19 protein-coding genes and 2 tRNA genes are annotated in these 22,928 nt (G+C 65.6%); 3 read left to right on the top strand and 18 right to left on the bottom strand.

Annotation, left to right across the window (positions count from 1 at the left end; genetic code table 11):
• Window positions 1-20: 20 nt before the first annotated feature.
• A complete protein-coding gene (gene thrS / locus AC5P56_RS06175) occupies window positions 21-1,922 on the bottom strand; it encodes a threonine--tRNA ligase (protein WP_032957627.1) in 1,902 nt (633 codons plus the stop codon).
• Between the two features lie 429 nt (window positions 1,923-2,351).
• Here thrS and AC5P56_RS06170 point away from each other — a divergent pair, with 429 nt between their 5' ends.
• From AC5P56_RS06170 to AC5P56_RS06160, 3 genes are read left to right on the top strand one after another with little or no spacing between them, the layout of a single operon-like run.
• A complete protein-coding gene (locus tag AC5P56_RS06170; RefSeq protein ID WP_005410439.1) occupies window positions 2,352-2,648 on the top strand; it encodes a hypothetical protein in 297 nt (98 codons plus the stop codon).
• Window positions 2,648-2,911, top strand: a complete 264-nt coding sequence (locus AC5P56_RS06165; RefSeq protein ID WP_032957460.1) for a hypothetical protein — start codon at window positions 2,648-2,650, stop codon at window positions 2,909-2,911. Before AC5P56_RS06170 ends, AC5P56_RS06165 begins: the two co-directional genes overlap by 1 nt.
• Window positions 2,912-2,921: 10 nt before the next feature.
• Window positions 2,922-4,481, top strand: coding sequence for a PepSY-associated TM helix domain-containing protein (locus AC5P56_RS06160; protein ID WP_049442384.1), 1,560 nt, complete (start codon window positions 2,922-2,924; stop codon window positions 4,479-4,481).
• 24 nt (window positions 4,482-4,505) lie between these two features.
• Here AC5P56_RS06160 and AC5P56_RS06155 read toward each other — a convergent pair whose 3' ends face one another.
• The 17 genes from AC5P56_RS06155 to nuoI form a co-directional block, all read right to left on the bottom strand.
• The gene (locus AC5P56_RS06155) at window positions 4,506-4,910 is read right to left on the bottom strand and encodes a VOC family protein (protein ID WP_032957457.1); all 405 of its coding nucleotides are present in this window, start codon (window positions 4,908-4,910) and stop codon (window positions 4,506-4,508) included.
• 97 nt (window positions 4,911-5,007) lie between these two features.
• Window positions 5,008-6,198 (bottom strand): glycoside hydrolase family 18 protein, encoded by a 1,191-nt coding sequence (locus tag AC5P56_RS06150; RefSeq protein WP_049405013.1) that lies wholly within the window; start codon window positions 6,196-6,198, stop codon window positions 5,008-5,010.
• 280 nt (window positions 6,199-6,478) lie between these two features.
• Window positions 6,479-8,587 carry a polyribonucleotide nucleotidyltransferase gene (gene pnp / locus AC5P56_RS06145; protein ID WP_046431803.1) on the bottom strand — a complete coding sequence of 703 codons (2,109 nt, stop codon included), beginning with the start codon at window positions 8,585-8,587 and terminating at the stop codon, window positions 6,479-6,481.
• Between the two features lie 151 nt (window positions 8,588-8,738).
• A complete protein-coding gene (rpsO, locus tag AC5P56_RS06140; protein ID WP_005417886.1) occupies window positions 8,739-8,999 on the bottom strand; it encodes a 30S ribosomal protein S15 in 261 nt (86 codons plus the stop codon).
• A 173-nt stretch (window positions 9,000-9,172) separates the two neighbouring features.
• On the bottom strand, window positions 9,173-10,081 hold the full coding sequence (gene truB / locus AC5P56_RS06135) for a tRNA pseudouridine(55) synthase TruB (protein WP_014647857.1): 909 nt from the start codon (window positions 10,079-10,081) through the stop codon (window positions 9,173-9,175).
• A 107-nt stretch (window positions 10,082-10,188) separates the two neighbouring features.
• On the bottom strand, window positions 10,189-10,572 hold the full coding sequence (gene rbfA, locus AC5P56_RS06130) for a 30S ribosome-binding factor RbfA (RefSeq protein ID WP_005410447.1): 384 nt from the start codon (window positions 10,570-10,572) through the stop codon (window positions 10,189-10,191).
• Between the two features lie 132 nt (window positions 10,573-10,704).
• Complete coding sequence (infB, locus tag AC5P56_RS06125; protein ID WP_014647858.1) at window positions 10,705-13,350, bottom strand: translation initiation factor IF-2; 2,646 nt, start codon at window positions 13,348-13,350, stop codon at window positions 10,705-10,707.
• A gap of 92 nt (window positions 13,351-13,442) precedes the next feature.
• Entirely contained in the window at window positions 13,443-14,954 is a 1,512-nt protein-coding gene (gene nusA, locus AC5P56_RS06120; RefSeq protein ID WP_014647859.1) for a transcription termination factor NusA, read from the bottom strand.
• 4 nt (window positions 14,955-14,958) lie between these two features.
• Entirely contained in the window at window positions 14,959-15,549 is a 591-nt protein-coding gene (gene rimP / locus AC5P56_RS06115; RefSeq protein ID WP_014647860.1) for a ribosome maturation factor RimP, read from the bottom strand.
• Window positions 15,550-15,915: 366 nt separating this feature from the next.
• A tRNA-Met gene (locus AC5P56_RS06110) sits at window positions 15,916-15,992 on the bottom strand.
• An 82-nt stretch (window positions 15,993-16,074) separates the two neighbouring features.
• Window positions 16,075-16,151 (bottom strand) — tRNA-Met (locus tag AC5P56_RS06105).
• Between the two features lie 127 nt (window positions 16,152-16,278).
• Window positions 16,279-17,739, bottom strand: coding sequence for an NADH-quinone oxidoreductase subunit NuoN (nuoN, locus tag AC5P56_RS06100; RefSeq protein WP_032957446.1), 1,461 nt, complete (start codon window positions 17,737-17,739; stop codon window positions 16,279-16,281).
• Window positions 17,740-17,754: 15 nt separating this feature from the next.
• The gene (locus tag AC5P56_RS06095) at window positions 17,755-19,263 is read right to left on the bottom strand and encodes an NADH-quinone oxidoreductase subunit M (RefSeq protein WP_019660580.1); all 1,509 of its coding nucleotides are present in this window, start codon (window positions 19,261-19,263) and stop codon (window positions 17,755-17,757) included.
• A 23-nt stretch (window positions 19,264-19,286) separates the two neighbouring features.
• Window positions 19,287-21,461: an NADH-quinone oxidoreductase subunit L gene (gene nuoL / locus AC5P56_RS06090; RefSeq protein ID WP_134809121.1), complete on the bottom strand. Its 2,175-nt coding sequence runs from the start codon at window positions 21,459-21,461 to the stop codon at window positions 19,287-19,289.
• Between the two features lie 7 nt (window positions 21,462-21,468).
• Window positions 21,469-21,774, bottom strand: coding sequence for an NADH-quinone oxidoreductase subunit NuoK (gene nuoK / locus AC5P56_RS06085; RefSeq protein WP_005417921.1), 306 nt, complete (start codon window positions 21,772-21,774; stop codon window positions 21,469-21,471).
• A complete protein-coding gene (locus AC5P56_RS06080) occupies window positions 21,771-22,427 on the bottom strand; it encodes an NADH-quinone oxidoreductase subunit J (RefSeq protein WP_014647864.1) in 657 nt (218 codons plus the stop codon). The genes nuoK and AC5P56_RS06080 overlap by 4 nt, the downstream gene beginning before the upstream one ends.
• Before the next feature lie 9 nt (window positions 22,428-22,436).
• Window positions 22,437-22,925: an NADH-quinone oxidoreductase subunit NuoI gene (gene nuoI / locus AC5P56_RS06075; protein WP_005410456.1), complete on the bottom strand. Its 489-nt coding sequence runs from the start codon at window positions 22,923-22,925 to the stop codon at window positions 22,437-22,439.
• Window positions 22,926-22,928: the final 3 nt, after the last annotated feature.

The following is a 22,928-nucleotide window of genomic DNA, read 5'->3' as shown; positions in this document are numbered from 1 at the left end:
CCCCCGGACCGGACCTTTGCTTACGCGCCCTCGGCCTGGAGCCGCTCGATGAAGGCCTGCAGGCTCATGCTGCCCAGGTCTTCGCCAGAACGCGTACGCACCGCCACAGCCCCATTTTCCTTCTCGCGGTCACCAATGACCAGCAGGTAGGGCACGCGCTGCAACGTATGCTCGCGGATTTTATAGCCGATCTTCTCGTTACGCAAATCCGAGCTGACGCGGAAGCCTTGCTCCGCAAGGGTTTTGGTCACGCCCGAGACGTAGTCGGCCTGGGCGTCGGTGATGTTGGCCACCACCACCTGGGTCGGCGCCAGCCAGGCCGGGAACTGGCCGGCATGGTGCTCGATCAGGATGCCCAGGAAGCGCTCCATCGAGCCGACGATGGCGCGATGCAGCATGACCGGGTGCTTCTTCTGGCTGTTCTCGTCCACGTACTCGGCGCCCAGGCGGCCCGGCATCATGAAGTCGACCTGCATCGTGCCCAGCTGCCAGGTACGGCCGATGGCGTCCTTCAGGTGGTACTCGATCTTCGGGCCGTAGAAGGCGCCCTCGCCCGGCAGCTCCTGCCATTCCACGCCACAGGCGGACAGCGCCGAACGCAGTGCGCCCTCGGCCTTGTCCCAGGTGGCGTCGTCGCCCAGGCGCGATTCCGGACGCAGCGCGATCTTGATCTGGATCTCGTCGAAGCCGAAGTGCTGGTAGACCGCCAGCGCCTGCTGGTGGAACGCGGTCACTTCCGATTCGATCTGGCTCTCGGTGCAGAACACATGGCCGTCGTCCTGGGTGAAACCACGCACGCGCAGGATGCCGTGCAGCGCGCCGGACGGCTCGTTGCGGTGGCAGGAACCGAACTCACCGTAGCGGATCGGCAGGTCGCGGTAGCTGTGCAGGCCCTGGTTGAACACCTGGATATGGCCCGGGCAGTTCATCGGCTTGACCGCGTAGGTGCGCTTCTCCGACTCGGTGAAGAACATGTTGTCCTGGTAGTTGTCCCAGTGGCCGGACTTCTTCCACAGGCTCACGTCCAGGATCTGCGGGCAGCGCACTTCGCCGTAGCCGCTGCTGCGGTAGACCTTGCGCATGTACTGCTCGACCACCTGCCACAACGCCCAGCCCTTCGGGTGCCAGAACACCAGGCCCGGCGCCTCTTCCTGCAGGTGGAACAGGTCCTGCTGCTTGCCGATGCGGCGGTGGTCGCGCATCTCGGCTTCCTCGATGCGCTTGATGTACGCCTCGAGCTGCTTCTTGTCGGCCCAGGCGGTGCCGTAGATGCGCTGCAGCTGTTCGTTCTGCGCATCGCCGCGCCAGTAGGCGCCGGAGATGCGGGTCAGCTTGAAGGCCTTCAGGAAGCGCGTGTTCGGCACGTGCGGGCCGCGGCACATGTCCACGTATTCCTGGTGGTAGTACATGCCCATCGCCTGGATGTCGTCGGACATGTCCTCGATCAGGCGCAGCTTGTAGTCCTCGCCACGGGCCTTGAAGATCTCGATCACTTCGGCGCGCGGCGTCATCTTCTTGATGACGTCGTAATCCTGGGCGATCAGCTCACCCATGCGCTTCTCGATCGCGGCCATGTCGTCCGGGGTGAACGGGCGCTCGGAATAGATGTCGTAATAGAAGCCCTCGGCGATCACCGGGCCGATCACCATCTTCACGTCCGGGTACAGCTGCTTGACGGCGTGGCCGACCAGATGGGCGCAGGAGTGGCGGATGATCTCCACGCCCTCCTCGTCCTTGGCGGTGATGATGCGCAGGCTGGCATCGTGGTCGATGACGTCACTGGCATCGACCAGCACACCATCGACCGAACCGGCGATGGTGGCCTTGGCCAGGCCGGCACCGATCGACTGGGCGACGTCCATGACGCTGACGGGGTTTTCGAACTCGCGGCGGCTGCCGTCGGGAAGGGTAATGTTGATCATCGCATTGGCTTCGTGCGGGGCCCGCTGGGCGGGCTGGAAAGCGTTCCCGGGCCATTGCCCGGGCAATAAAAAAGCGCCGCGAGGGCGCCTGGAACACAGGGCCTTCGGGGGCAGGTCAACAGTGGGCGGTGGTAGTGCTCATGTCGCACGCTCGGCCGGCGCTGGGCGCGGGCCACCTTGTTCCAGTCAGGGTTCTGCGACGATCTTAAACCAGCACACCGGAAAGCCCAAGGCCTACCGTACGGTCCGCTGAATGGTCCTCGCTGGCGGCGTGAAAACGCAATGATTACCATGTCCGCGCAGCCCGCCCCGTGCCAGCCTGCCCGCTTCCCCCCAGGATCTCGTGATGCGCCACCCGCTCCGACCGGCTCACGCCGGCCCCGCCCGTGCCCCGCGTTCGCTGGCCCGCTGCCATGGCGGCCGCCCGCAATGATCACCGTCGGCCTTTCCACGCTGGGCTTCTGCAGCCTGGGCATGCTGGCAGCGATGTTCTCGGCACTGGCCTTCTATGCCGCCTCGCCGCACTGCCGCTGGCCCCGCCTGCGCCGCGCCGGCCGCCTCGGCCGCCAGATCGGCCTGGTCGCCGCGGCTGCCGCATTGTGGCTGTGGATGGCCGAACTCGGCTTTGCCGCTGGCCTGGTGGCGATGCTGTGCACCTGGATGCTGGCCGCGATGCTGCTGCCGGCACTGGCCGCCTGGCATCGCCCGGGCACGGAGTCGCCCTGATGTGGCCGCGCGCCTTCGCCGGCATCGTGGCCGGCTTCTTGCTGGCCGCCGCCGCGACCGGGCTGGTGACGTGGTTGCCGCCGGGCCCCTGGCAGAACGCGCTGGTGCCCAGCCTGATCACGTTCATCCCGCTGTGGATGCTGGCTGCCCTGTGGGCGTTCAGCTTCCGCAGCGCGCTGCGCGCCTGGGTGACACTGGCCGGCAGCGCTGCGGCCGGCTTCGCCGTGCTGACGCTGCTGCGCCTGACCGGCGCGGTGCAATGAGACTCCCCCCATGAAGTTCAGCTCGCAGACCCTGCGTACGTTCACCACCCTGCACACCTGGGTCGGCCTGGTTGCCGGCTTCGGCCTGTTCGTGGCCTTCTACGCGGGTGCGCTGACCCTGTTCCACCACGACCTGCCGCTGTGGCAGACGCCCGGTGCAGCCACCGCGTTGCCGGCGGGCCTGGACGATGCGCAGTACCTGCTGGAAGACGTGCTGGCGGCACACCCGGAAGCCCGCCGCCACGTCGGCATGACGTTCCCCGGCGCCGAACATCCGCAACCCCTGGCCTACTGGCAGGCCGACGACGGCAGCTGGCGCTATGCCTGGCCGGGCCAGATCGCCGGCAGCCCGACGCCGCCACAGACCGGGCTGGCCGAACTGGTCAACGAACTGCATTACAGCCTCGGACTACCGGTGGCCGGCATCTACGTGATGGGCATCGTCAGCCTGCTGTATGGCATGGCGCTGCTGAGCGGCCTGGTGATCCACCTGCCGAAGCTGTTCGGCGACCTGTTCGCGCTGCGTCCGGGCCGCAACCTGAAGCAGCTGTGGCAGGACGCGCACAACGTGATCGGCGTGCTCAGCCTGCCCTTCCACCTGATGTTCGCGGTCACTGGCGCCCTGCTCTGCCTGGTGTTCGTGCAGATGGCCCTGCTCAATCCACTGATCTACGACGGCAAGGCCCTGCAGGCGGTACCGACTGCAATGGACACCGCGCCGGTGCGCGACGCCAGTGGCATCCCGGCACCGCCGGGCAGCCTGCGCCTGCTGCATGCGCGCGCGCTTGAAGTAGCACGCGCACAGGGCGTGGCCAACTTCGAGCCGGCCTACCTGAAGCTGGCCAACGCCGGCGATGCCAGCGCCACGATCGAGATCACGGGCGAATCCACCGGCACACTCGGGCCGCTCGGTTCGGTGGCCCTGGACGTGGCCACTGGCAACGTCCTGGCCTCCCAGCTGCCGGGCCAGCGCGATGCCAACCATGCCACGCTCAGCGCCGCCTATGCCCTGCACTTCGGCGAGTTCGGCAACGGCGTGGTGGTCTGGCTGTACTTCCTGCTCGGCCTCGGCGGTGCGTTCCTGTTCTACTCCGGCAACCTGTTGTGGATCGAGTCGCGGCGCAAGCGTCGCCAGCCGCAACAGCCGCGTGCTGGGGTGAACATGGCACGGGCCACGGTTGGCGTGTGCATCGGCCTGTGCGTGGCGATCTCGGTCGCTTTCATCACCGCGCTGGTGCTGGAGCGGTTGGCACCGTCGGCGGTCGACCATGGCATCCGCTGGGCCTGCTTCGGCAGCTGGGCAGCCTGTGCGCTGTGGGCTGCACTGCGCCGCCCCGCGCAGGCGGCGCGCGAGCTGCTGTGGACCGCAGCGCTCAGCACTGCACTGGTGCCGGTCCTGCACGGCGCACTCAATGGTGACTGGCTGTGGCGCGCCGCCGCGCGTGGCCATTGGCCGCTGTTCTGGGTCGATGCCATCGCGCTGGCCATGGCCTTCGGCTTCGCTCGCCTGGCCGTCGCCAGCCAGCGCCGCGCCCGCAACGGCGACCCCAACAGCGTCTGGGCCAACTAAGCCTTCACCGGGCATGGCCCGGCGCTACCGCTGCGGGTGTTCTTCGCCCGGGTAACGACTCACTTCGATCAGGTTGCCATCCGGGTCGCGGAAGTACACCGATTCGATCGGTCCCAGCGCACCGGTACGTGTGGCCGGCCCCTCCTCCACCACGATGGCCTGCGCCTGCAGGTGCGCCAGCACATCGACCATTGCCGTATGCGTGACCAGGCACAGATCGGCACTGCCCGGCGTGGGTCGCAGCGCATGCGGCTGCAGTGGCGCGCTGGCCGGATGCAGGTTGATCTTCTGCTGGCCGAACTGCAGCGCGGTACGGCCAGCGCCGAAGCGCACGACCTGCATGCCGAGCACGCGCTGGTAGAAGTCACAGCTGCGTTCGATGTCGGCGACGGTGAGGACCAGGTGGTCCAGGCGTTCGAGATGGATCATGCCCAAAGCGTAGCGCCGCCGGCGTCGTCGCAATGTGCGGTGTCGGGCCGATGGCGTTGCCGCCTGGCGCCGGGCATGGCCCGGCGCCACCAGTGACTCAATCGCCGATGCGCGCCTTCTGCCACGGGCCGAGCATCGCGTTGAGCAGGCTGGCCTGCTCGTCGTCGCCGGTCAGCTCCCACATGAACACCCCGGCCAGGCCCTGCTCGCGGGCGAACCGGGCACGCAGGCCGATCGAGCGCGGGTCTTCATAGCTGATGAAGATCTTCTGCACGGCGTTGTACAGCCACGGGCTCTGCGCCTGCGGCTGCCAGTGCTTCACCCAACCCGGCTGGTCGAGATAGCGCGCCTTGATCACCCGCCAGTCGCCGGCGTCGGCCGGTGCGCTGTAGGGCTGATACAGGCCATCCGGCGCATCGCCGGTGACCTTGAAGCCGCGCCCATAGAACGGCACGCCCAGCACCAGCTTGTCGGCCGGCACACCGTGCTCGCGGTAGTACTGCACCGCGCCGGCCACGTTGTTCCAGCGCCGCAGCTCCGGCGCCAGCGGATCGGCCGGCACTTCATGCAGGGGCGCATTGAAGGTCGACACCGATGAGAAGCCGGTGCCCATGTCATAGCTCATCAGGTTGATGAAATCGAACACCTTGGCCAGCGCCGGCAGGTCGTAGCTCGCCGCCGGATCATAGGGGCCATCGGTCTGGAGGCGACCGGCGGCCAGCGCGGCGCTCAGCAGCATTGGCTGCCCCACCTTGCGCCCGTGCGCGTCGAGTGCCACGCGGAACGCCTGCGCGAGCCTGGTCAGGTTGGCGCGATCCTGCGGGCGATGCGCCAGCTCCTTCGGCCCGCCACTGACCGGGAACTCCCAGTCGATATCCACACCATCGAAGCTGCCGGCATGGTGATCGAAGAACAGTGCCATGCATGAGTCCACCAGGCGCTTGCGGCTGGCCTCGGTCAACGCTGCATCGGAGAACCCACCCGCACCCCAGCCACCGATCGAAATCAGCGTGCGCAGGTGCGGATGCGCCTTCTTGAGCTCGGCCAGCGCGGCGAAGTTCTTCGGCGCTTCCGCGCCGACCGCGCAGCGGCCGTCCTCGATGGTGGAGAACGCATAGAACAGATGGGTCAGGCGCTCGGCGGGAATGCTCGACACCGGATAGCGCTCGGCCGAGCCGCCGGGGTAGTAGGCACCGAAGATCGGCGGCGGCGCCGGCGCAGCGCGCGCAGCGATGGGCACGGCACCGGCGATCAGCACGGCAAGGACGGCCACGGTCTGGCGGAACATGGGATCTCCCGGTTCGAAGGCGCCGCCACGTTAGCAAACCGATGTGGCTGTGGGACGGTTGTCGCGGCATGTCGTCCCGTGGACATTCGTGATCCGCGCAACCGTGACAGAACGATGGCCACGTGGCGGCGCTCACGCACTGCAGCAGGACATGCAGCGACCTGGATGAGCGGCACTGCATGACATCAAGGCAAAGAAAAAGCGGGCCGAAGCCCGCTTTTTCATTTGCGAAAGCGTGAGGACCGACGGGCCTCACCCACCGCACAATCAGCAGTACCGATTATTCGGCGCTGACGGCGTCGCCTTCTTCCACGGCCTTCATCGACAGGCGGATACGGCCCTGCTTGTCGACTTCCAGCACCTTGACCTTGACCACATCGCCTTCCTTCAGCACGTCGCCGACCTTCTCGACGCGATCGCTGGAGATCTGCGACACGTGGACCAGACCGTCCTTGCCCGGCAGGATCGTGACGAACGCACCGAAGTCCATGATCTTGGCGACCTTGCCTTCGTAGATGCGGCCCGGCTCGACGTCCGAGGTGATCTGCTCGATGCGGGCCTTGGCGGCCTGGGCAGCGATGGCATTGACCGAAGCGATGACGATGGTGCCGTCATCCTGGATGTCGATCTGGGTGCCGGTTTCCTTGGTGATGGCCTGGATGGTCGAGCCACCCTTGCCGATCACTTCGCGGATCTTGTCCGGGTGGATCTTGATGGTCAGCAGGCGCGGCGCGTAGTCGGACAGCTCTTCACGCGGAGCGGTCAGGCCGTGGGCCATTTCGCCCAGGATGTGCAGACGACCAGCCTTGGCCTGCTGCAGAGCCTGCTTCATGATCTCTTCGGTGATGCCTTCGATCTTGATGTCCATCTGCAGGGCGGAAATGCCCTCAGCGGTACCGGCCACCTTGAAGTCCATGTCGCCCAGGTGATCTTCGTCACCCAGGATGTCGGACAGGACGACGAAGCGCTCGCCTTCCTTGACCAGGCCCATGGCGATACCGGCCACCGGCGCCTTCACCGGCACGCCGGCGTCCATCAGGGCCAGCGACGAGCCGCAGACCGATGCCATCGACGAGGAACCGTTCGACTCGGTGATTTCCGAGACGACGCGGATGGTGTACGGGAAGGATTCCAGCGACGGCATGACAGCCAGCACGCCGCGCTTGGCCAGGCGACCGTGGCCGATTTCGCGGCGCTTCGGGCCCATCATGCGGCCGCACTCACCCACCGAGAACGGAGGGAAGTTGTAGTGGAACAGGAAGTTTTCCTTGTACTCACCGGCAACGGCGTCAATGACCTGGCCGTCACGGGCGGTGCCCAGGGTGATGGTCACGATGGCCTGGGTTTCGCCACGGGTGAACAGCGAGGAACCGTGGGTACGCGGCAGCACGCCGGTCTTCACGGTGATCGGGCGGACGGTGTCCAGCGCACGGCCGTCGATACGGACCTTGGTGTCCAGCACCGAGTCACGCATGGTGCGGTATTCCAGCTCGCCGAATTCCTTCGACAGCTCGGCCGGGTTCCAGCCTTCAGCGGCCACGCGACCAGCCAGGGCTTCGAACACGTCCTTCTTGATCGCCGAGATGGCGTCGCGGCGCTGCAGCTTGTCACGCACCTGGAAGGCTTCGCCCAGGCGCGGGCCGATGGCTTCCTTCAGGGCGGAGATCAGCGCTTCGTTCTTGGCCGGGGCTTCCCAGGTCGACGGCTTGGTGCCGGCTTCGACGGTCAGCTCGTTGATCGCGTTGATGACCTTCTGCATTTCGCGGTGACCGAAGGTCACGGCGCCCAGCATCACTTCTTCGGACAGCAGCGCGGCTTCGGATTCAACCATCAGCACGGCGTTGGAGGTACCGGCGACGACCAGCTCCAGCTGCGAGTCAGCCAGTTCGCTGACGGTCGGGTTCAGGATGTACTCGCCGTTCTTGTAACCGACCTTGGCCGCGCCGATCGGACCCATGAACGGGGTGCCAGCCAGGGCCAGGGCAGCCGAAGCACCGATCAGGGCCGGGATGTCACCGTCCACGTCCGGGTTCAGCGACATCACCGTGGCGATGATCTGCACTTCGTTCTTGTAGTCTTCCGGGAACAGCGGGCGGATCGGACGGTCGATCAGACGCGAGATCAGGGTTTCCTTCTCGGTCGCACGGCCTTCGCGCTTGAAGAAACCACCCGGGATACGGCCGCCGGCGTAGAACTTTTCCTGATAATCGACGGTCAGCGGGAAGAAGTCCTGGCCTTCGCGCGCGCTCTTGGCGGCGACGGCGGTGACCAGCAGTACGGTGTCGTCCATCTTGACGATGACGGCGCCGCTGGCCTGACGGGCGACTTCGCCGGTCTCAAGCGTGACGGTGTGCTTGCCGTACTGGAAGGTTTTGGTGATTTTTGCCACGGAGGGTGTCCTTGGGGATGCTGTCTGCGAATTTGGACCGTCGGCGACCCTTGCCGCCAGCGGGTGGCCGGATCGTTCCGGCCTGAATCGGGGATTGCGGTACTACAAAACAAAACCGCGGCGCATCGCTGCGCCGCGGGGGATTCGTTGCTTAGCGACGCAGGCCAAGCTTCTCGATCAGGGCCTTGTAGCGCTCGACGTCCTTCTTCTTCAGGTAGTCGAGCAGGCTGCGACGGCGGTTGACCATCTGCAGCAGGCCGCGGCGGCTGTGGTGGTCCTTCTTGTGGGTCTTGAAGTGGCCGGTCAGCAGTTCGATGCGGGCGGTCAGCAGTGCAACCTGGACTTCCGGGGAGCCGGTGTCAGCCGCGCTGCGCTTGTTGTCTTCAATGACCTTCTGGGTGTCGATCGACATTTCTTTTTTCTCTGTGATGCGTGGCCGGCAGGAACGCGCTTCGCGCACCGCCAGGCTCGCCGTGGACTACGAGGATGAAACCTGCGCGAGGCAGGTTGCCGGAAAACGGCCGCGAAATTGTAACGGCCGGGGGCGTCCGGGACAAGGACCGGGGCTGAACCGGCAGGCCCCGGTCAGAGGTTGAAACGGCGCTGCGGGGCCAGCAGGCCACTCTCGTCGACCTGGCCCAGGCCCTGGACAGCATCGTCCGGACCGAACACGGCCACCAGGCCGCGCGGCCAGGACAGGTCGCGCTGGCGCTGGCCCACGCAGAACCGGTGGGCCTGGTCGGCGTCCAGGTCGACCCTCGGGTATTCAGCCAGGCCGGCCGCCAGCGGCAGCAGCAACGCGTCCATGCCAGCCTCGTCACCGGCCTCGACCATCGCCCGCAGCTGGTCCAGGGTGACCATGGCAGGCTCGCGGAACGGCTCGACCCAGAGCCGGCGCAGCGCGCTGATGTGGGCGCCACAGCCCAGGCGTTCGCCGAGGTCGCGGGCCAGGCTGCGGATATAGGTGCCGGAACCACAGGTCACGCGCAGCCGCAGCCGTTCCGGCTGCTGCTCCAGCACCTCGATGGCGTGTACCTGCACCTCGCGTTCGGGCGCTTCGATGACGTCACCGCGGCGGGCCTTCACATACAGCGGTTCACCGCCCTGCTTCAGCGCCGAATAGATCGGGGCACGCTGGCGGATGGTGCCGGTCAGCGGCGCCAGCGCAGCCTGCAGGGCCTGGGCACTGATCGCCGGCACCGGGCGCTGCAGCAGTACCTGGCCTTCGGCATCGTCGGTATCGGTGGTCTGGCCGAGCACGATCTCGGCGTCGTAGGCCTTGGCCGAACCCAGCAGCAGGCCGGCGATCTTGGTCGCCTCGCCGAAACACAGCGGCAGCAGGCCGGTGGCCAGCGGGTCGAGGCTGCCGGTATGGCCGCCCTTCTCGGCGCGGAACAGGCGGCGCGCCACCTGCAGGGCGGCGTTGGAGCTCATGCCGGTCGACTTGTCGAGCAGCAGGATGCCATCCAGGCGACGGAACTGAATTCGGGTCATGACAGGAAAGTGTTGGGACGGGCCATGCTCGGCTGCCGCAGCGCGGCCTGCATCAGACATCGCGCAGCCGGAATGCAGCAACGCCGGGCATGCCCGGCGTCGCGCGGTTATTCTTCGTCGCTCTCGCGACGCTTCTCGGCGGCCAGCGTGTCGGGCAGGTCGCGCAGGATGTTGTCGATGTGCTCACCACGATCGACCGAGTCATCGTAGTGGAAATGCAGCTCCGGCACGTGGCGCAGCTTCATCGCGCGGGCCAGGTCCATGCGCAGGCGGTAGCCCAGTTCCTTCAGGCCGGCCACGGCTTCAGCCGAACGTTCCGGCATCAGCGCGGTGACGAACACCTTGGCATGGGCCATGTCGCGGGTGATTTCCACGTCGGACACGCTCACCGAGGGCAACCCGTGCTCGCGCACGGCGTTGTGCACCAGGGTGCCGAGTTCACGGCGCAGCTGGGCGGAGACACGGTCGGTTCGATGGAAAGTCTTGGGCACGAGGAGCTCTTGGTTCAGTTGTCGCCCGACCAACGGTCGGGCACTACCTTTGATTCGATTGTCGCCCGACCAACGGTCGGGCGCTACAGGTACATGGTGGGGCCCGACCGTTGGTCGGGCCACCTTGCAGCATTACAGGGTGCGCGGCACTTCGATACGTTCGAAGCACTCGATCTGGTCACCCGGCTTGACGTCGTTGTAGGCCTTCACCGCGATACCGCATTCGGTACCGTTGCGGACTTCCTCGACGTTCTCCTTGAAGCGACGCAGCGATTCCAGCTCGCCCTCGAAGATCACCACGCTGTCGCGCAGGACGCGGATCGGCTTGTTGCGCTTGACCACACCCTCGATGACCATGCAGCCGGCGACGGCACCCAGCTTCGAGCTGCGGAAGACGTCGCGGACCTCGGCGATACCGATGATCTCTTCGCGGATCTCCACGCCCAGCAGACCGGAGGCCACCTGCTTCACCTGGTCGATCACGTCATAGATGATCGAGAAGTAACGCAGGTCGACACCATTGGATTCGATGATGCGACGGGCCGAAGCGTCCGCACGCACGTTGAAGCCGATGACGGTGGCCTTCGAAGCGGCGGCCGAGTTGGCGTCCGACTCGGTGATGCCACCCACGCCGGAGTGGATCACGTTGATGCGGATGTCTTCGTTGGACAGCGCGACCAGTGCCTGGCTCAGCGCCTGCACCGAACCCTGCACGTCGGCCTTGATGACCAGGTTGAGGACCTGCTGGCCCTCGCCCTTGCCCAGGGTCGCCATGATGTCTTCCATGCGGCTGCCAGCGGTGGCCACCAGGCGCGATTCACGGCGCTTGGTCTCGCGCTGCTGGGCAACGTCCTTGGCCAGGCGCTCGTCCTCGACGACCACGAAGTCGTCACCAGCTTCCGGCACGCCGGACAGGCCCAGGACCTGCACCGGGATGGACGGGCCGGCGAACTCCGGCTGCTTGCCGGTTTCGTCGAACAGCGCACGCACGCGGCCGTACTGGATGCCGCACACCAGGTAGTCGCCCTTCTTCAGGCGGCCCTGCTGCACCAGCACCGTCGCGACCGGGCCGCGGCCCTTGTCCAGCGACGATTCGATCACCACGCCCGAGGCGCGGCCTTCATCGACCGCCTTCAGTTCCAGCAGTTCGGCCTGGATCGAGATGGCGTCCAGCAGGTCGTCGATGCCCAGGCCGGTCTTGGCCGAGATCTCCACCATCTGGGTGTCACCACCGAAGTCTTCGGCCACGACCTGCTCGGACAGCAGTTCGTTCTTGACCCGCATCGGATCCGCGTCGGACTTGTCGATCTTGTTGATCGCCACGATCAGCGGCACACCCGCCGAACGGGCGTGCTGGATCGCTTCCTTGGTCTGCGGCATGACGCCGTCATCGGCGGCCACGACCAGCACCACGATGTCGGTCAGCTTGGCGCCGCGCGCACGCATCGAGGTGAAGGCGGCGTGGCCCGGGGTGTCCAGGAAGCTGATCACGCCCTTCGGCGTATCGACGTGGTAAGCGCCGATGTGCTGGGTGATGCCACCCGCTTCGCCGGTGGCGACCTTGGTGCGGCGGATGTAATCCAGCAGCGAGGTCTTGCCGTGGTCGACGTGGCCCATGATGGTGACCACCGGCGGACGCTGGGTGGCTTCGCCCTGGTTTTCACCGGTCGAGGCCAGCAGTGCGTCTTCGGCGTCGTTGTCGTTGGCACGGATCGCCTTGTGGCCGAGTTCTTCGGTCACCAGTGCGGCGGTGTCGTGGTCGATGGACTGGGTGATGGTCGCCATCACGCCCATCTTGAACAGCGCCTTGACCACCTCGCCGCCCTTCAGCGCCAGCTTCTGCGCTAGGTCGGCCACGGTGATGGTGTCGCCGATCGCCACTTCACGCACCACCGGTGCGGTCGGACGCTCGAAGGCGTGCGGGCCGGCATTGTTGCCACCGCGCGACATGTCGCGACGGCCACCGGCCTGGTTGCGCCCGCCCGGACGACCCCGGGTGTTGCTGTTGTTGCTGTTGCCACGACGCGCACGGTCGGCGGCCGACAGGTGCATCTGGCCGGCGAAACGGTCACCCGGGCCACGCTCGTTGCGCGGCGCGCTGCGGTTGTTGCGATCGTCGTTGCGCGGCGGCGGCGGTGCACCACGCGGCGCAGCCGGGGCTGCGGCCGGGGTGCGCGGCGGGCGCGGCGCGGTTTCGTCGATCGGAGCACGCTTGGGCTTGCTGGCAGCCAGCGTCTCGGCCGCCTTGGCGGCAGCCGCAGCTTCCTCGGCAGCCTTCTTCTCGGCCTCGGCGCGTTCCTTGGCGGCGGCCTCTTCCTCACGGGCACGGACGATGGCTTCGTCGCGCAGACGATCCTTCTCGGCCAGGGCCTGCTGTTCGGCAAGGTTGCGGGCGCGCGACTCTTCCAGCTTGCGCAGGATGTCGGCGCGCTCTTCGTCCGGGGTCATGGCGCGAGCACCATCCTTGACGTAGGTACGCTTCTGGCGCACCTCGACATTCACGGTCGTCTTGCTGCGACCGGAATTGACCGTCACTTCCTGCTGCTTCCGGCGGTTGAGCGTGATCTTCTTCGCAGACTGATCGGTCTCTTCCGGGGCCTGCTCGGGCTTGCCGTGCGAACGACGAAGGAAGCCCAGGAGCTTCACCTTCTCGGAGCTGGTCACGACCTGGTCGGGACCGCTGAACTTCATGCCGGCACCGGCCAGCTGTTCCAGCAGTTTTTCGACCGGCGTGTTGACCAGTTCGGCAAGCTTGCGGATGGTGGTTTGCTGCGACATTCGGATCCTATGATCTTGTGGGCGCCCCCCCGCATGTGGAGGTGGCGCGGATTCTACGCCCTGAGCGGCTCAGGGCCCTGTTCATTGCCGGCTCATTCGCCGCGTTCCAGTCGGGCGATCTCCTCGGCTCGGGCGGCCAGGATCAGCGCGGCGGCGCGCGCCTGATCCAGTCCTTCGATGCCGAAGTCCATGACCTCGTCGGCGGCCAGGTCGGACAGATCCTCGCTGGTACGCACGCCGTGGCCGGCCAGCGCGTATGCGGTGGCTTCGTCCATGCCCTTCAGGGACAGCAGGTCCTGCGCCGGCTGGCCGTCTTCAAGGCCTTCCTCGACTGCCAGGGCCTCATTGAGCAGCGCATCGCGGGCACGAGCGCGCAGCTCTTCGACGATGTCCTCGTCGAAACCTTCCACGGCCAGCAGTTCGCCGACCGGGACATATGCGATTTCCTCGACGGTGCCGAAGCCTTCGCTGACCAGGATGCCGGCGATTTCCTCGTCCACTTCCAGCTTGTCCATGAACAGCTGGCGGGCCGCAGCCTGCTCGGCTTCCGACTTGGCGGTGACCTGGTCCTGGGTCATCACGTTGAGCTGCCAGCCGGTCAGGCGGCTGGCCAGGCGCACGTTCTGGCCGCCCTTGCCGATCGCCTGGGCCAGGCGGTCTTCGGCAACGGCCAGGTCCATCGAGTGCTTGTCTTCGTCGACGATGATCGACTGCACTTCGGCCGGCGCCATCGCGTTGATGACGAAGTTGGCCGGGTTGTCGTTCCACAGCACGATGTCCACGCGCTCGCCATTGAGCTCGTTGGACACGGCCTGCACGCGCGAACCGCGCATGCCGATGCAGGCGCCGATCGGATCGGTGCGCTGGTCGTGGGCCAGCACGGCGATCTTGGCGCGGTCGCCCGGGTCACGTGCACAGGCCTTGATTTCCACCAGGCCCTGGCCGACTTCCGGCACTTCCAGCTTGAACAGCTCGATCATGAATTCCGGGGCGGCACGGCTGATGAACAGCTGCGGGCCACGCGGCTCCGAGCGCACTTCGGCCAGGTAGCCGCGCACGCGGTCACCGGCGCGCAGCACGTCGCGCGGGATGCCCTTGTCCTTCGGGATGAAGCCTTCGGCGTTGCCGCCGAGGTCGACATAGATGTTGCCGCGCTCGGCGCGCTTGACCACGCCGGTGATCAGCTCACCCACGCGATCCTTCCACGCATCCACGACCTGCTGGCGCTCGGCTTCGCGCACGCGCTGGACGATGACCTGCTTGGCGGCCTGGGCAGCGATGCGGCCGAAATCCGGGTTCTCGATCTGCTCTTCGATGTAGTCACCGACCTCGACGCCTTCGGCTTCATCGACGGCGTCCATCAGGCGGATCTGGCGGTCCGGCGATTCCATGACCACGTCATCGGCCACCACTTCCCAGCGGCGGAAGGTTTCGTAGCTGCCGTCCTTGTGGTCGATGACCACGCGGGTCAGTACTTCCTCGTCGGGATAGCGCTTCTTCGCTGCCGAGGCCAGGGCGGCCTCGATGGCATCGAAGATCACTTCACGCGGCACGCCCTTCTCGTTGGCGACTGCGTCGACTACCAGCAACAGTTCCTTGCTCATTGGCTCACTCCGCGCGCGGCTTCTTTGCCGCCGGCTCGTTGGAAGAAGAATTCGTGTTCGGCTTCGGACGCTTCGGTGCCGGACCGGTCGGCTTGCTCGGGGCCAGCCCCAGCGCCACCCAGTCGGGCATGATCCGTGCCTTGTCGATGTTGTCGGCCGACACGACCACTTCGGCCTTGTCGACGATGAAAGTGATGGTCCCCGCCGCCTCGTCGGTCGCCTCGATACGACCCTGCAGGCGACGACGGTTGTCCTGCGGCAGCTTCAGCGTGACCTTGGCCGATTCGCCGAGGTGACGGCCGAACTGCTCCAGGCTGAACAGCGGACGGTCGACGCCCGGCGAGGACACTTCCAGCGTGTAATTGCCGCTGATCGGGTCCTCGACGTCCAGCTGCGCCGACACTTCGCGGCTGACCCGCTCGCAGTCGTCGACATTGATGATGCGCTCGGGCTGTTCAGCCAGCGGCACGTCGATGTAAAGGCGCAGGGTCGCACCGCCGGGGGCCGGCAGATACTCAACGCCCAGCAGCTCCAGGCCCAGCGACACAACGGTCGGGGCGAGCAGATTCGCGATGTCGGTTGCCTTGTCGCTCACAGCCTGCCTTGATCTCTATGGTTGGGTGCCGGCCTTGGCCGGCGTGGAAACGTGACGCCCCGGAAACGACAAAGGGCCCGTTGGGCCCCTTTTCCGGAAAGACTCCGGTGACTGGATTCCGGTTGCAACCTGCATTGCCTGCCGGTTGCGGCCCTCCTTCCGGGTCCGGACTCCCGCTGGGAGGCCGCCTTCAGGGGTACTGCTAGGCCGCTGATGATAGCGACTGCACCGCGCTGGTGCAAGGTGCGGACCCGGGTCAGATCCCTTTTCCCGTGGATAAGGGATCTGACCCCGATCACGCAGAAACAACGCAGACCCCAAAGAAAAACGCCCTCGAAGCAGGACTTCGAAGGCGATCTCTTTACTTGGTAGCGGGGGCAGGATTTGAACCTGCGACCTTCGGGTTATGAGCCCGACGAGCTGCCAGACTGCTCCACCCCGCATCAGAAGCGGAATCATGAGGCATTGCTGCGACAAATGCAAGCTTTCCCTCATTCATCGAACCGGTTGGCGCCGATCCGACGTTGGTAGCGGGGGCAGGATTTGAACCTGCGACCTTCGGGTTATGAGCCCGACGAGCTGCCAGACTGCTCCACCCCGCACCGGAAGTGTTTGAACTGCTGCCCTGCTCTTTCGAGGAGGGCTACCGCAACGATGTTCTGGCTGAACCGCTGCAGTGACAACTCAGGCTGCGCATATTACACGAATCGCGCAGCTTTGTGTCAACTTTTATGCAAGATGCGCAAATGCCTGCTGGCACCAGACCATGATCGGGTTCCAGGCCAGGCCCAGCGCGAGCAGCGCCAGGGCATTCACGCCCAGCACCACGCCCAGCACGCGGTCGTTGCTGCGCGGCATGGCCTCGCCCACCGGCTCATCGAAGTACATGACCTTGATGACGCGCAGGTAGTAGAAGCAGCCGACCACGGCGCACAGCACGCCGAGGATGGCCAGCCACAGCAGGCCGCCGTTGACGGCCGCGCCCAGCACCGCCAGCTTGGTCCAGAAGCCCAGGAACGGCGGGATGCCGGCCAGCGACGCCATGATGCACAGCACCAGGCCGGCCATCCACGGGTTGCGGGCGTTCAGGCCCTTGAAGTCCTCGATGTTCTCGGCTTCAAAGCCGGCACGCGACAGCGCGATGATCGCGCCGAAGGCGGCGGTGGACATGATCGCGTAAGCCAGTGCGTAGAACAGCGCGGCGGCGTAGCCCTGCGAACCGCCACCGGCGATGCCCATCAGCAGGAAGCCGATGTGCGAGACGGTGGAGAACGCCAGCATGCGCTTGAGGTTGCTCTGCGCGATGGCCATCAGGTTGCCGATGACCAGCGATACCGCGGCCAGGCCGGCAATCAGCAGCTGCAGTTCGGTCGACAGCGGGCCCACGCCCATTTCCAGCAGGCGGTAGGCCATGCCGAACGCGGCCAGCTTCGGCGCCGAGCTGATGAACAGTGCGATCGGTGCCGGGGCACCCTGGTACACGTCCGGCAGCCACATGTGGAACGGCGCGGCACCCAGCTTGAAGGCGACGCCGGCGATCATGAACACCGCACCGGTGATCAGCAGCACGCGCTCTTCCGAGTGCGGGATGGCCTCGCGGATCACATCCAGGTGCAGGCTGCCGGTGGCGCCGTAGATCAGCGACATGCCGTAGAGCAGCAGGCCCGAGGCCAGCGAACCCAGCACGATGTACTTCATCGCCGCCTCCGAGGCCAGGCCGCTTTCGCGGTTGCTGGCGACCAGGGCGTAGGAGCACAGCGCCAGCAGTTCCAGGCCCAGGTAGACCATCAGCAGGCTGCCGGCCGAGACCAGGATCATCATGCCGGCGGTGCCGAACAGGATCAGCACCGGGATCTCGCCCTGGAACAGGTCGCGATCACGCAGGTAGCGCCAGCCGTAGACCAGGGTCAGGCCGCTGAGCAGCACGATTCCGGTCTTCATCACGTCCGCGGCGGTATCGCGCACGAACATGCCATGGAAGACCTCCCCCTGCCCGCCCACGCCGGTGGCCAGCATGAACAGCACCACGGCCAGCGCAGCGAGCGAGAACAGGTGGGTGACGATCTTGTTCCGGTTGCTGACGAACAGGTCGAGGATCATCAGGGCGAAGGCGCTGCCGATCAGCACCAGCTCGGGAGCGAGCGGTGGCAGGTCAGCGGCGGTCAATGGCAGCAGCGGCGAGGTGGTCATCATCAAATCCTGGAATTACAGCAGCTTGCTGGATGCGATCTGCATCGCCAGCTTCGCGATCGAGGGCTCCATCAGGTCGGTCAGCGGCTTGGGGTAGATGCCCAGGGCCAGCACGCCGATGGCGAACACGCCCAGCACCAGCCATTCGCGGCCGTTGATGTCCTTCAGTTCGGCAACATGGCTGTTGGCCACTTCACCGAAGAAGATGCGCTTGTACAGCCACAGGGTGTAGGCGGCGCCGATGATCAGGGTGGTGGCCGCGCCCAGGGCGATCCACGGATTACGCTGGAAGGCCGAGAGGATGACCATGAACTCGCCAACGAAACCGCTGGTACCCGGCAGGCCCGCGTTGGCCATGAAGAACAGCATCGCGAAGGTGGCGAACCACGGCATCACGTTGACCACGCCGCCGTAATCGGCGATGCGGCGGCTGTGCATGCGGTCGTACAGCACGCCGACGCAGGAGAACATCGCGCCGGACACGAAGCCGTGCGAGATCATCTGCACCATGGCGCCCTGCAGGCCCAGGCGGGCGGCATCGGCGTTGCCGGCTTCGCGCACCAGCCACAGGGCGATGAAGGTGCCCAGGGTGACAAAGCCCATGTGCGCGATCGACGAATAGGCGATCAGCTTCTTCATGTCGTCCTGCACCAGGGCGACCAGGCCGACGTAGATCACCGCGATCAGCGACAGCGCGATCACCAGCCAGGCCCATTCCTGCGACGCGTCCGGGACGATCGGCAGGTTGAAGCGCAGGAAGCCGTAGCCACCGATCTTCAGGGCGATCGCGGCCAGGATCACCGAACCGGCGGTCGGCGCTTCCACGTGGGCGTCCGGCAGCCAGGTGTGGACCGGGAACATCGGCACCTTGACCGCGAAGGCGATCAGGAAGGCGAAGAAGATCCAGGTCTGCTCCTTGGCCGACAGCGGCAGCGCGTACAGGTCGGCCAGCTGGAAGCTGCCGCCCTTCATGTACAGGTAGATCAGCGCCACCAGCATCAGCACCGAGCCGAGGAAGGTGTACAGGAAGAACTTCAGCGCGGCGTAGATGCGGCGCGGACCGCCCCAGACACCGATGATCAGGAACATCGGGATCAGCATCGCTTCGAAGAACACGTAGAACAGCATTGCGTCCGTCGCGGCGAAGATGCCGACGGTGACACCTTCCAGGATCAGGAAGGCCGCCACGTACTGGTTCACGCGCTTGTCGATGGCGCTCCAGGCGCCGATCAGGGCAAGCACGCTGACCAGGGTGGTCAGCAGGATCAGCGCCACGGCAATGCCGTCCACGCCCAGGTTGTAGCCGATCTTGTACGCCGGGATCCAGGCATGGGTCTCGACGAACTGCAGACCATCGACGCCTGCGTTGTAGCCGCTCAGCAGCGAGAGGCTCGCCACGAAGGTCAGCACCGCTACGCCCAGCGACGCCCAGCGGGCGGTCTGCGCATCACGGATCGCAAGGATCAGGGCACCACCGATGATCGGCAGCCAGATGAGGACACTGAGTAGAGGCCAGTTCGACACGTCTTCTTATTCCGTACAGGTCATCAACGCAGGTAATGCATCAGCACGCCCAGCAGGGCAATCAGGCCGATGATCATCGCGAAGGCGTAGTGATAGAGGAAACCGGATTGGGTACGACGCAGCACGCCGGCTGCGACGTCCACAACACGTGCCGAGAGATTGACCACGCCGTCGACGATGTTGCTGTCGATCCAGCGCGAGACCTTGCCCAGCTTGACGCTGCCACCGGCAAAGCCATCGATCCACAGCTTGTCGAAGCCGTACTTGTTTTCAAGCACCGACACCAGCGGAGCAAAGGTCTTGCGGGCCTTGCCCGACAGGTCCGGCTTCCACAGGTAGAACAGTGCGGCCAGCAGGAAGCCCGCAACGGTCAGCATGAACGCCGGAGCCATCATGCCATGCAGCGCGAAGGCGACCGGGCCATGGAACTCCTCACCCAGGAAGCCGATGGTGTTCTTGGCCGGATCGTAGAAGTCGACGATGCCGGTGAAGAACGTGTGCGCCTGGCCCTTGATGGCATCGTGCGCGTGGTTGCCGGCCCAGTCGGTGCCGTACAGCATCGGGCCGATGCTGAAGAAACCGATGGCGATCGACGGGATGGCCAGCAGGATCAGCGGCAGGGTCACCACCCACGGGGTTTCGTGCGGCTCGTGCGGACCGTGGCCATGGCCGTGGTCGTCGTGGCCATCACCATGGTGTGCATCGCCGTGGTGGGCGTCGGCGGCGTGGTGATCGTCATGGCCGTGGCCGTGATCGTCATGCGCGTCGCGGAAACGCTCCTTGCCGTGGAAGGTCAGGAACAGCAGGCGGAAGCTGTAGAAGCTGGTGACGATCACGCCACCCAGCACCGCCCAGTAGCCATAGGTGGCCACCCAGTTGTTGGACAGGTGCGCGTGCAGCTCGGCCGCCTCGATGATGGTGTCCTTCGAGTAGAAGCCGGAGAAGAACGGCGTGCCGACCAGCGCCAGGGTACCGATCCACATGGTGATGAAGGTGATCGGCATGTACTTGCGCAGGCCGCCCATCTTGCGCATGTCCTGCTCGTGGTGCATCGCGATGATGACCGAGCCGGCGCCCAGGAACAGCAGGGCCTTGAAGAAGGCGTGGGTCATCAGGTGGAACACGGCAGCCGAATAGGCCGACACGCCCAGTGCAACCGTCATGTAGCCCAGCTGCGACAGGGTCGAGTACGCGACCACGCGCTTGATGTCGTTCTGCACGATGCCGATCAGGCCAGTGAAGAACGCGGTGGTGGCACCGATGAACAGCACGAAGTTCAGCGCGGTCTGCGACAGCTCGAACAGCGGCGACATGCGGGTGACCATGAAGATACCGGCGGTCACCATCGTCGCGGCGTGGATCAGTGCCGAGATCGGGGTCGGGCCTTCCATCGAGTCCGGCAGCCACACGTGCAGCGGGACCTGGGCCGACTTGCCCATGGCACCGATGAACAGGCAGATGCAGATGACGGTGGCGATCGACCAGATCACCGGCTCGTTCAGCAGCTGCATGCCCAGCAGCGTGCCGTCCCAGATCTGCAGCTGGGCGCGCGGGTCGGCCAGCATGCCGGCCTGCGAGAACACCTGCGAGTAGTCCAGGGTGCCGAACACCCACAGCACGCCGGCGATGCCCAGCAGGAAGCCGAAGTCACCGACGCGGTTGACCAGGAACGCCTTCATGTTGGCGAAGATCGCGGTCGGGCGCTTGAACCAGAAGCCGATCAGCAGGTACGACACCAGGCCCACCGCTTCCCAGCCGAAGAACAGCTGCAGGAAGTTGTTGCTCATCACCAGGGTGAGCATCGAGAAGGTGAACAGCGAGATGTAGCTGAAGAACCGCTGGTAGCCCGGATCGTCCTGCATGTAGCCGATCGTGTAGATGTGGACCAGCAGCGACACGAAGGTCACCACCACCATCATCATCGCGGTCAGCTTGTCGACCATGAAACCGACGTGGGCCGAGTACTGGCCGACTTCGAAGAACGTGTAGATGTTCTGGTTGAACGGCTGCGCCCCGCCCCACAGCAGCTGGTAGAGCGTATACATCGACAGGCCGCAGGCCACCGCGACGCCGAGGATGGTGATGGTCTGCGCGCCGAAGCGCTTGACCTGGCGACCGAACAGGCCGGCGATGATGCTGCCGAACAGCGGTGCGAGCACCACTGCGATCAACAGACTCTTGGAGAGAGTGATTTCCATCTGTGGATCAGCCCTTCAACGAATCGACTTCGCCGACATTGATCGTGCGGCGTGTACGGAACAGGGTCACCAGGATCGCCAGGCCGATGGCGGCTTCCGCGGCGGCGACGGTCAGGATGAAGAACACGAACAGCTGGCCGGACGGATCGCCCAGCTGACGCGAGAAGCCGACGAAGTTGATGTTCACCGACAGCAGCATCAGCTCGATCGACATCAGCAGGACGATGACGTTCTTCCGGTTGAGGAAGATACCGGCCAGGCTGATGGCGAACAGCACCGCGCCCAGCGCGAGGATATGGCCAAGGGTGATCACGGCTGGGTCTCCTCGCCGGCGACCGGCTTGCTGTTGCTGTGCACGACCGGTGCTTCGGCACCCATCTTGACCATGCGCAGGCGCTGGCCGGCCTTGACCATGGTCTGCTGGCCCGGGTTCTGGCTCTTCACGCCGGTACGGCGACGCAGGGTCAGCATCACGGCGGCAACCACGGCCACGGTCAGGATGACGGCGGCGAACTCGAACGGCAGCAGGTACTCGGTGAACAGCGTGCGTGCCAGCCAGGTGATGTTGGAGCTGTCGGCGGCGACCGCAGCGGCGTTGTCGGCCGGGAACGGCGTGACCGAACGCGCCTTGACCCCGATCAGGATCAGCATCTGCGCCAGCATCGCGACCGCGACAATCAGGCCGACCGGCAGGTAGCGCACCCAGCCCTCACGCAGCTTGGTGGGGTCGATGTCCAGCATCATCACCACGAACAGGAACAGCACCATCACCGCACCGACGTAGACCAGCACCAGCGCCACACCGAGGAACTCGGCGCCCACCAGCAGCCACACGCAGGCGATGGAGAAGAAGGTCAGCACCAGGCAGAGCACGGCGTGAACCGGGTTGCGCACGCTGATCACCGCACCGGCCGAAACCGTTGCCGCGATGGCGAACACCCAGAAAGCGATATTTACCCAATCCATCTCTCGACCTCAGCGGTAAGCGGCATCGGCGGCGCGACGCTCGGCGATCTCGTTTTCGAGACGGTCGCCCAGGGCCAGCAGCTGCGGCTTGGTAACGATGTTTTCGCCACGATTCTCGAAGTGGTACTCGAGGATGTGGGTTTCGACGATCGAGTCCACCGGGCAGCTTTCCTCACAGAAGCCACAGAAGATGCACTTGAACAGGTCGATGTCATAACGCGTGGTGCGGCGGGTGCCGTCCTCGCGCTTGGCCGAGTCGATGGTGATGGCCAGCGCCGGGCACACCGCTTCGCACAGCTTGCAGGCGATGCAGCGCTCTTCGCCGTTGGGATAACGGCGCAGCGCATGCAGGCCACGGAAGCGCGGCGACTGCGGGAACTTCTCCATCGGGTACATCATCGTGTACTTCGGCTTGAAGCTGTACTTCAGCGTCAGCCAGAGGCCCGCCAGCAGTTCGAGCAGCAGCAGGCTCTTGAAGTAATGGGTAATCCTGTTCATCAC

The sequence above is a fragment of the Stenotrophomonas sp. YJH_SMC_131 genome, assembly GCF_059367975.1.
Note: the sequence above shows the minus strand (reverse complement) of the source record. Positions and strands in the feature narration are given on the sequence as shown.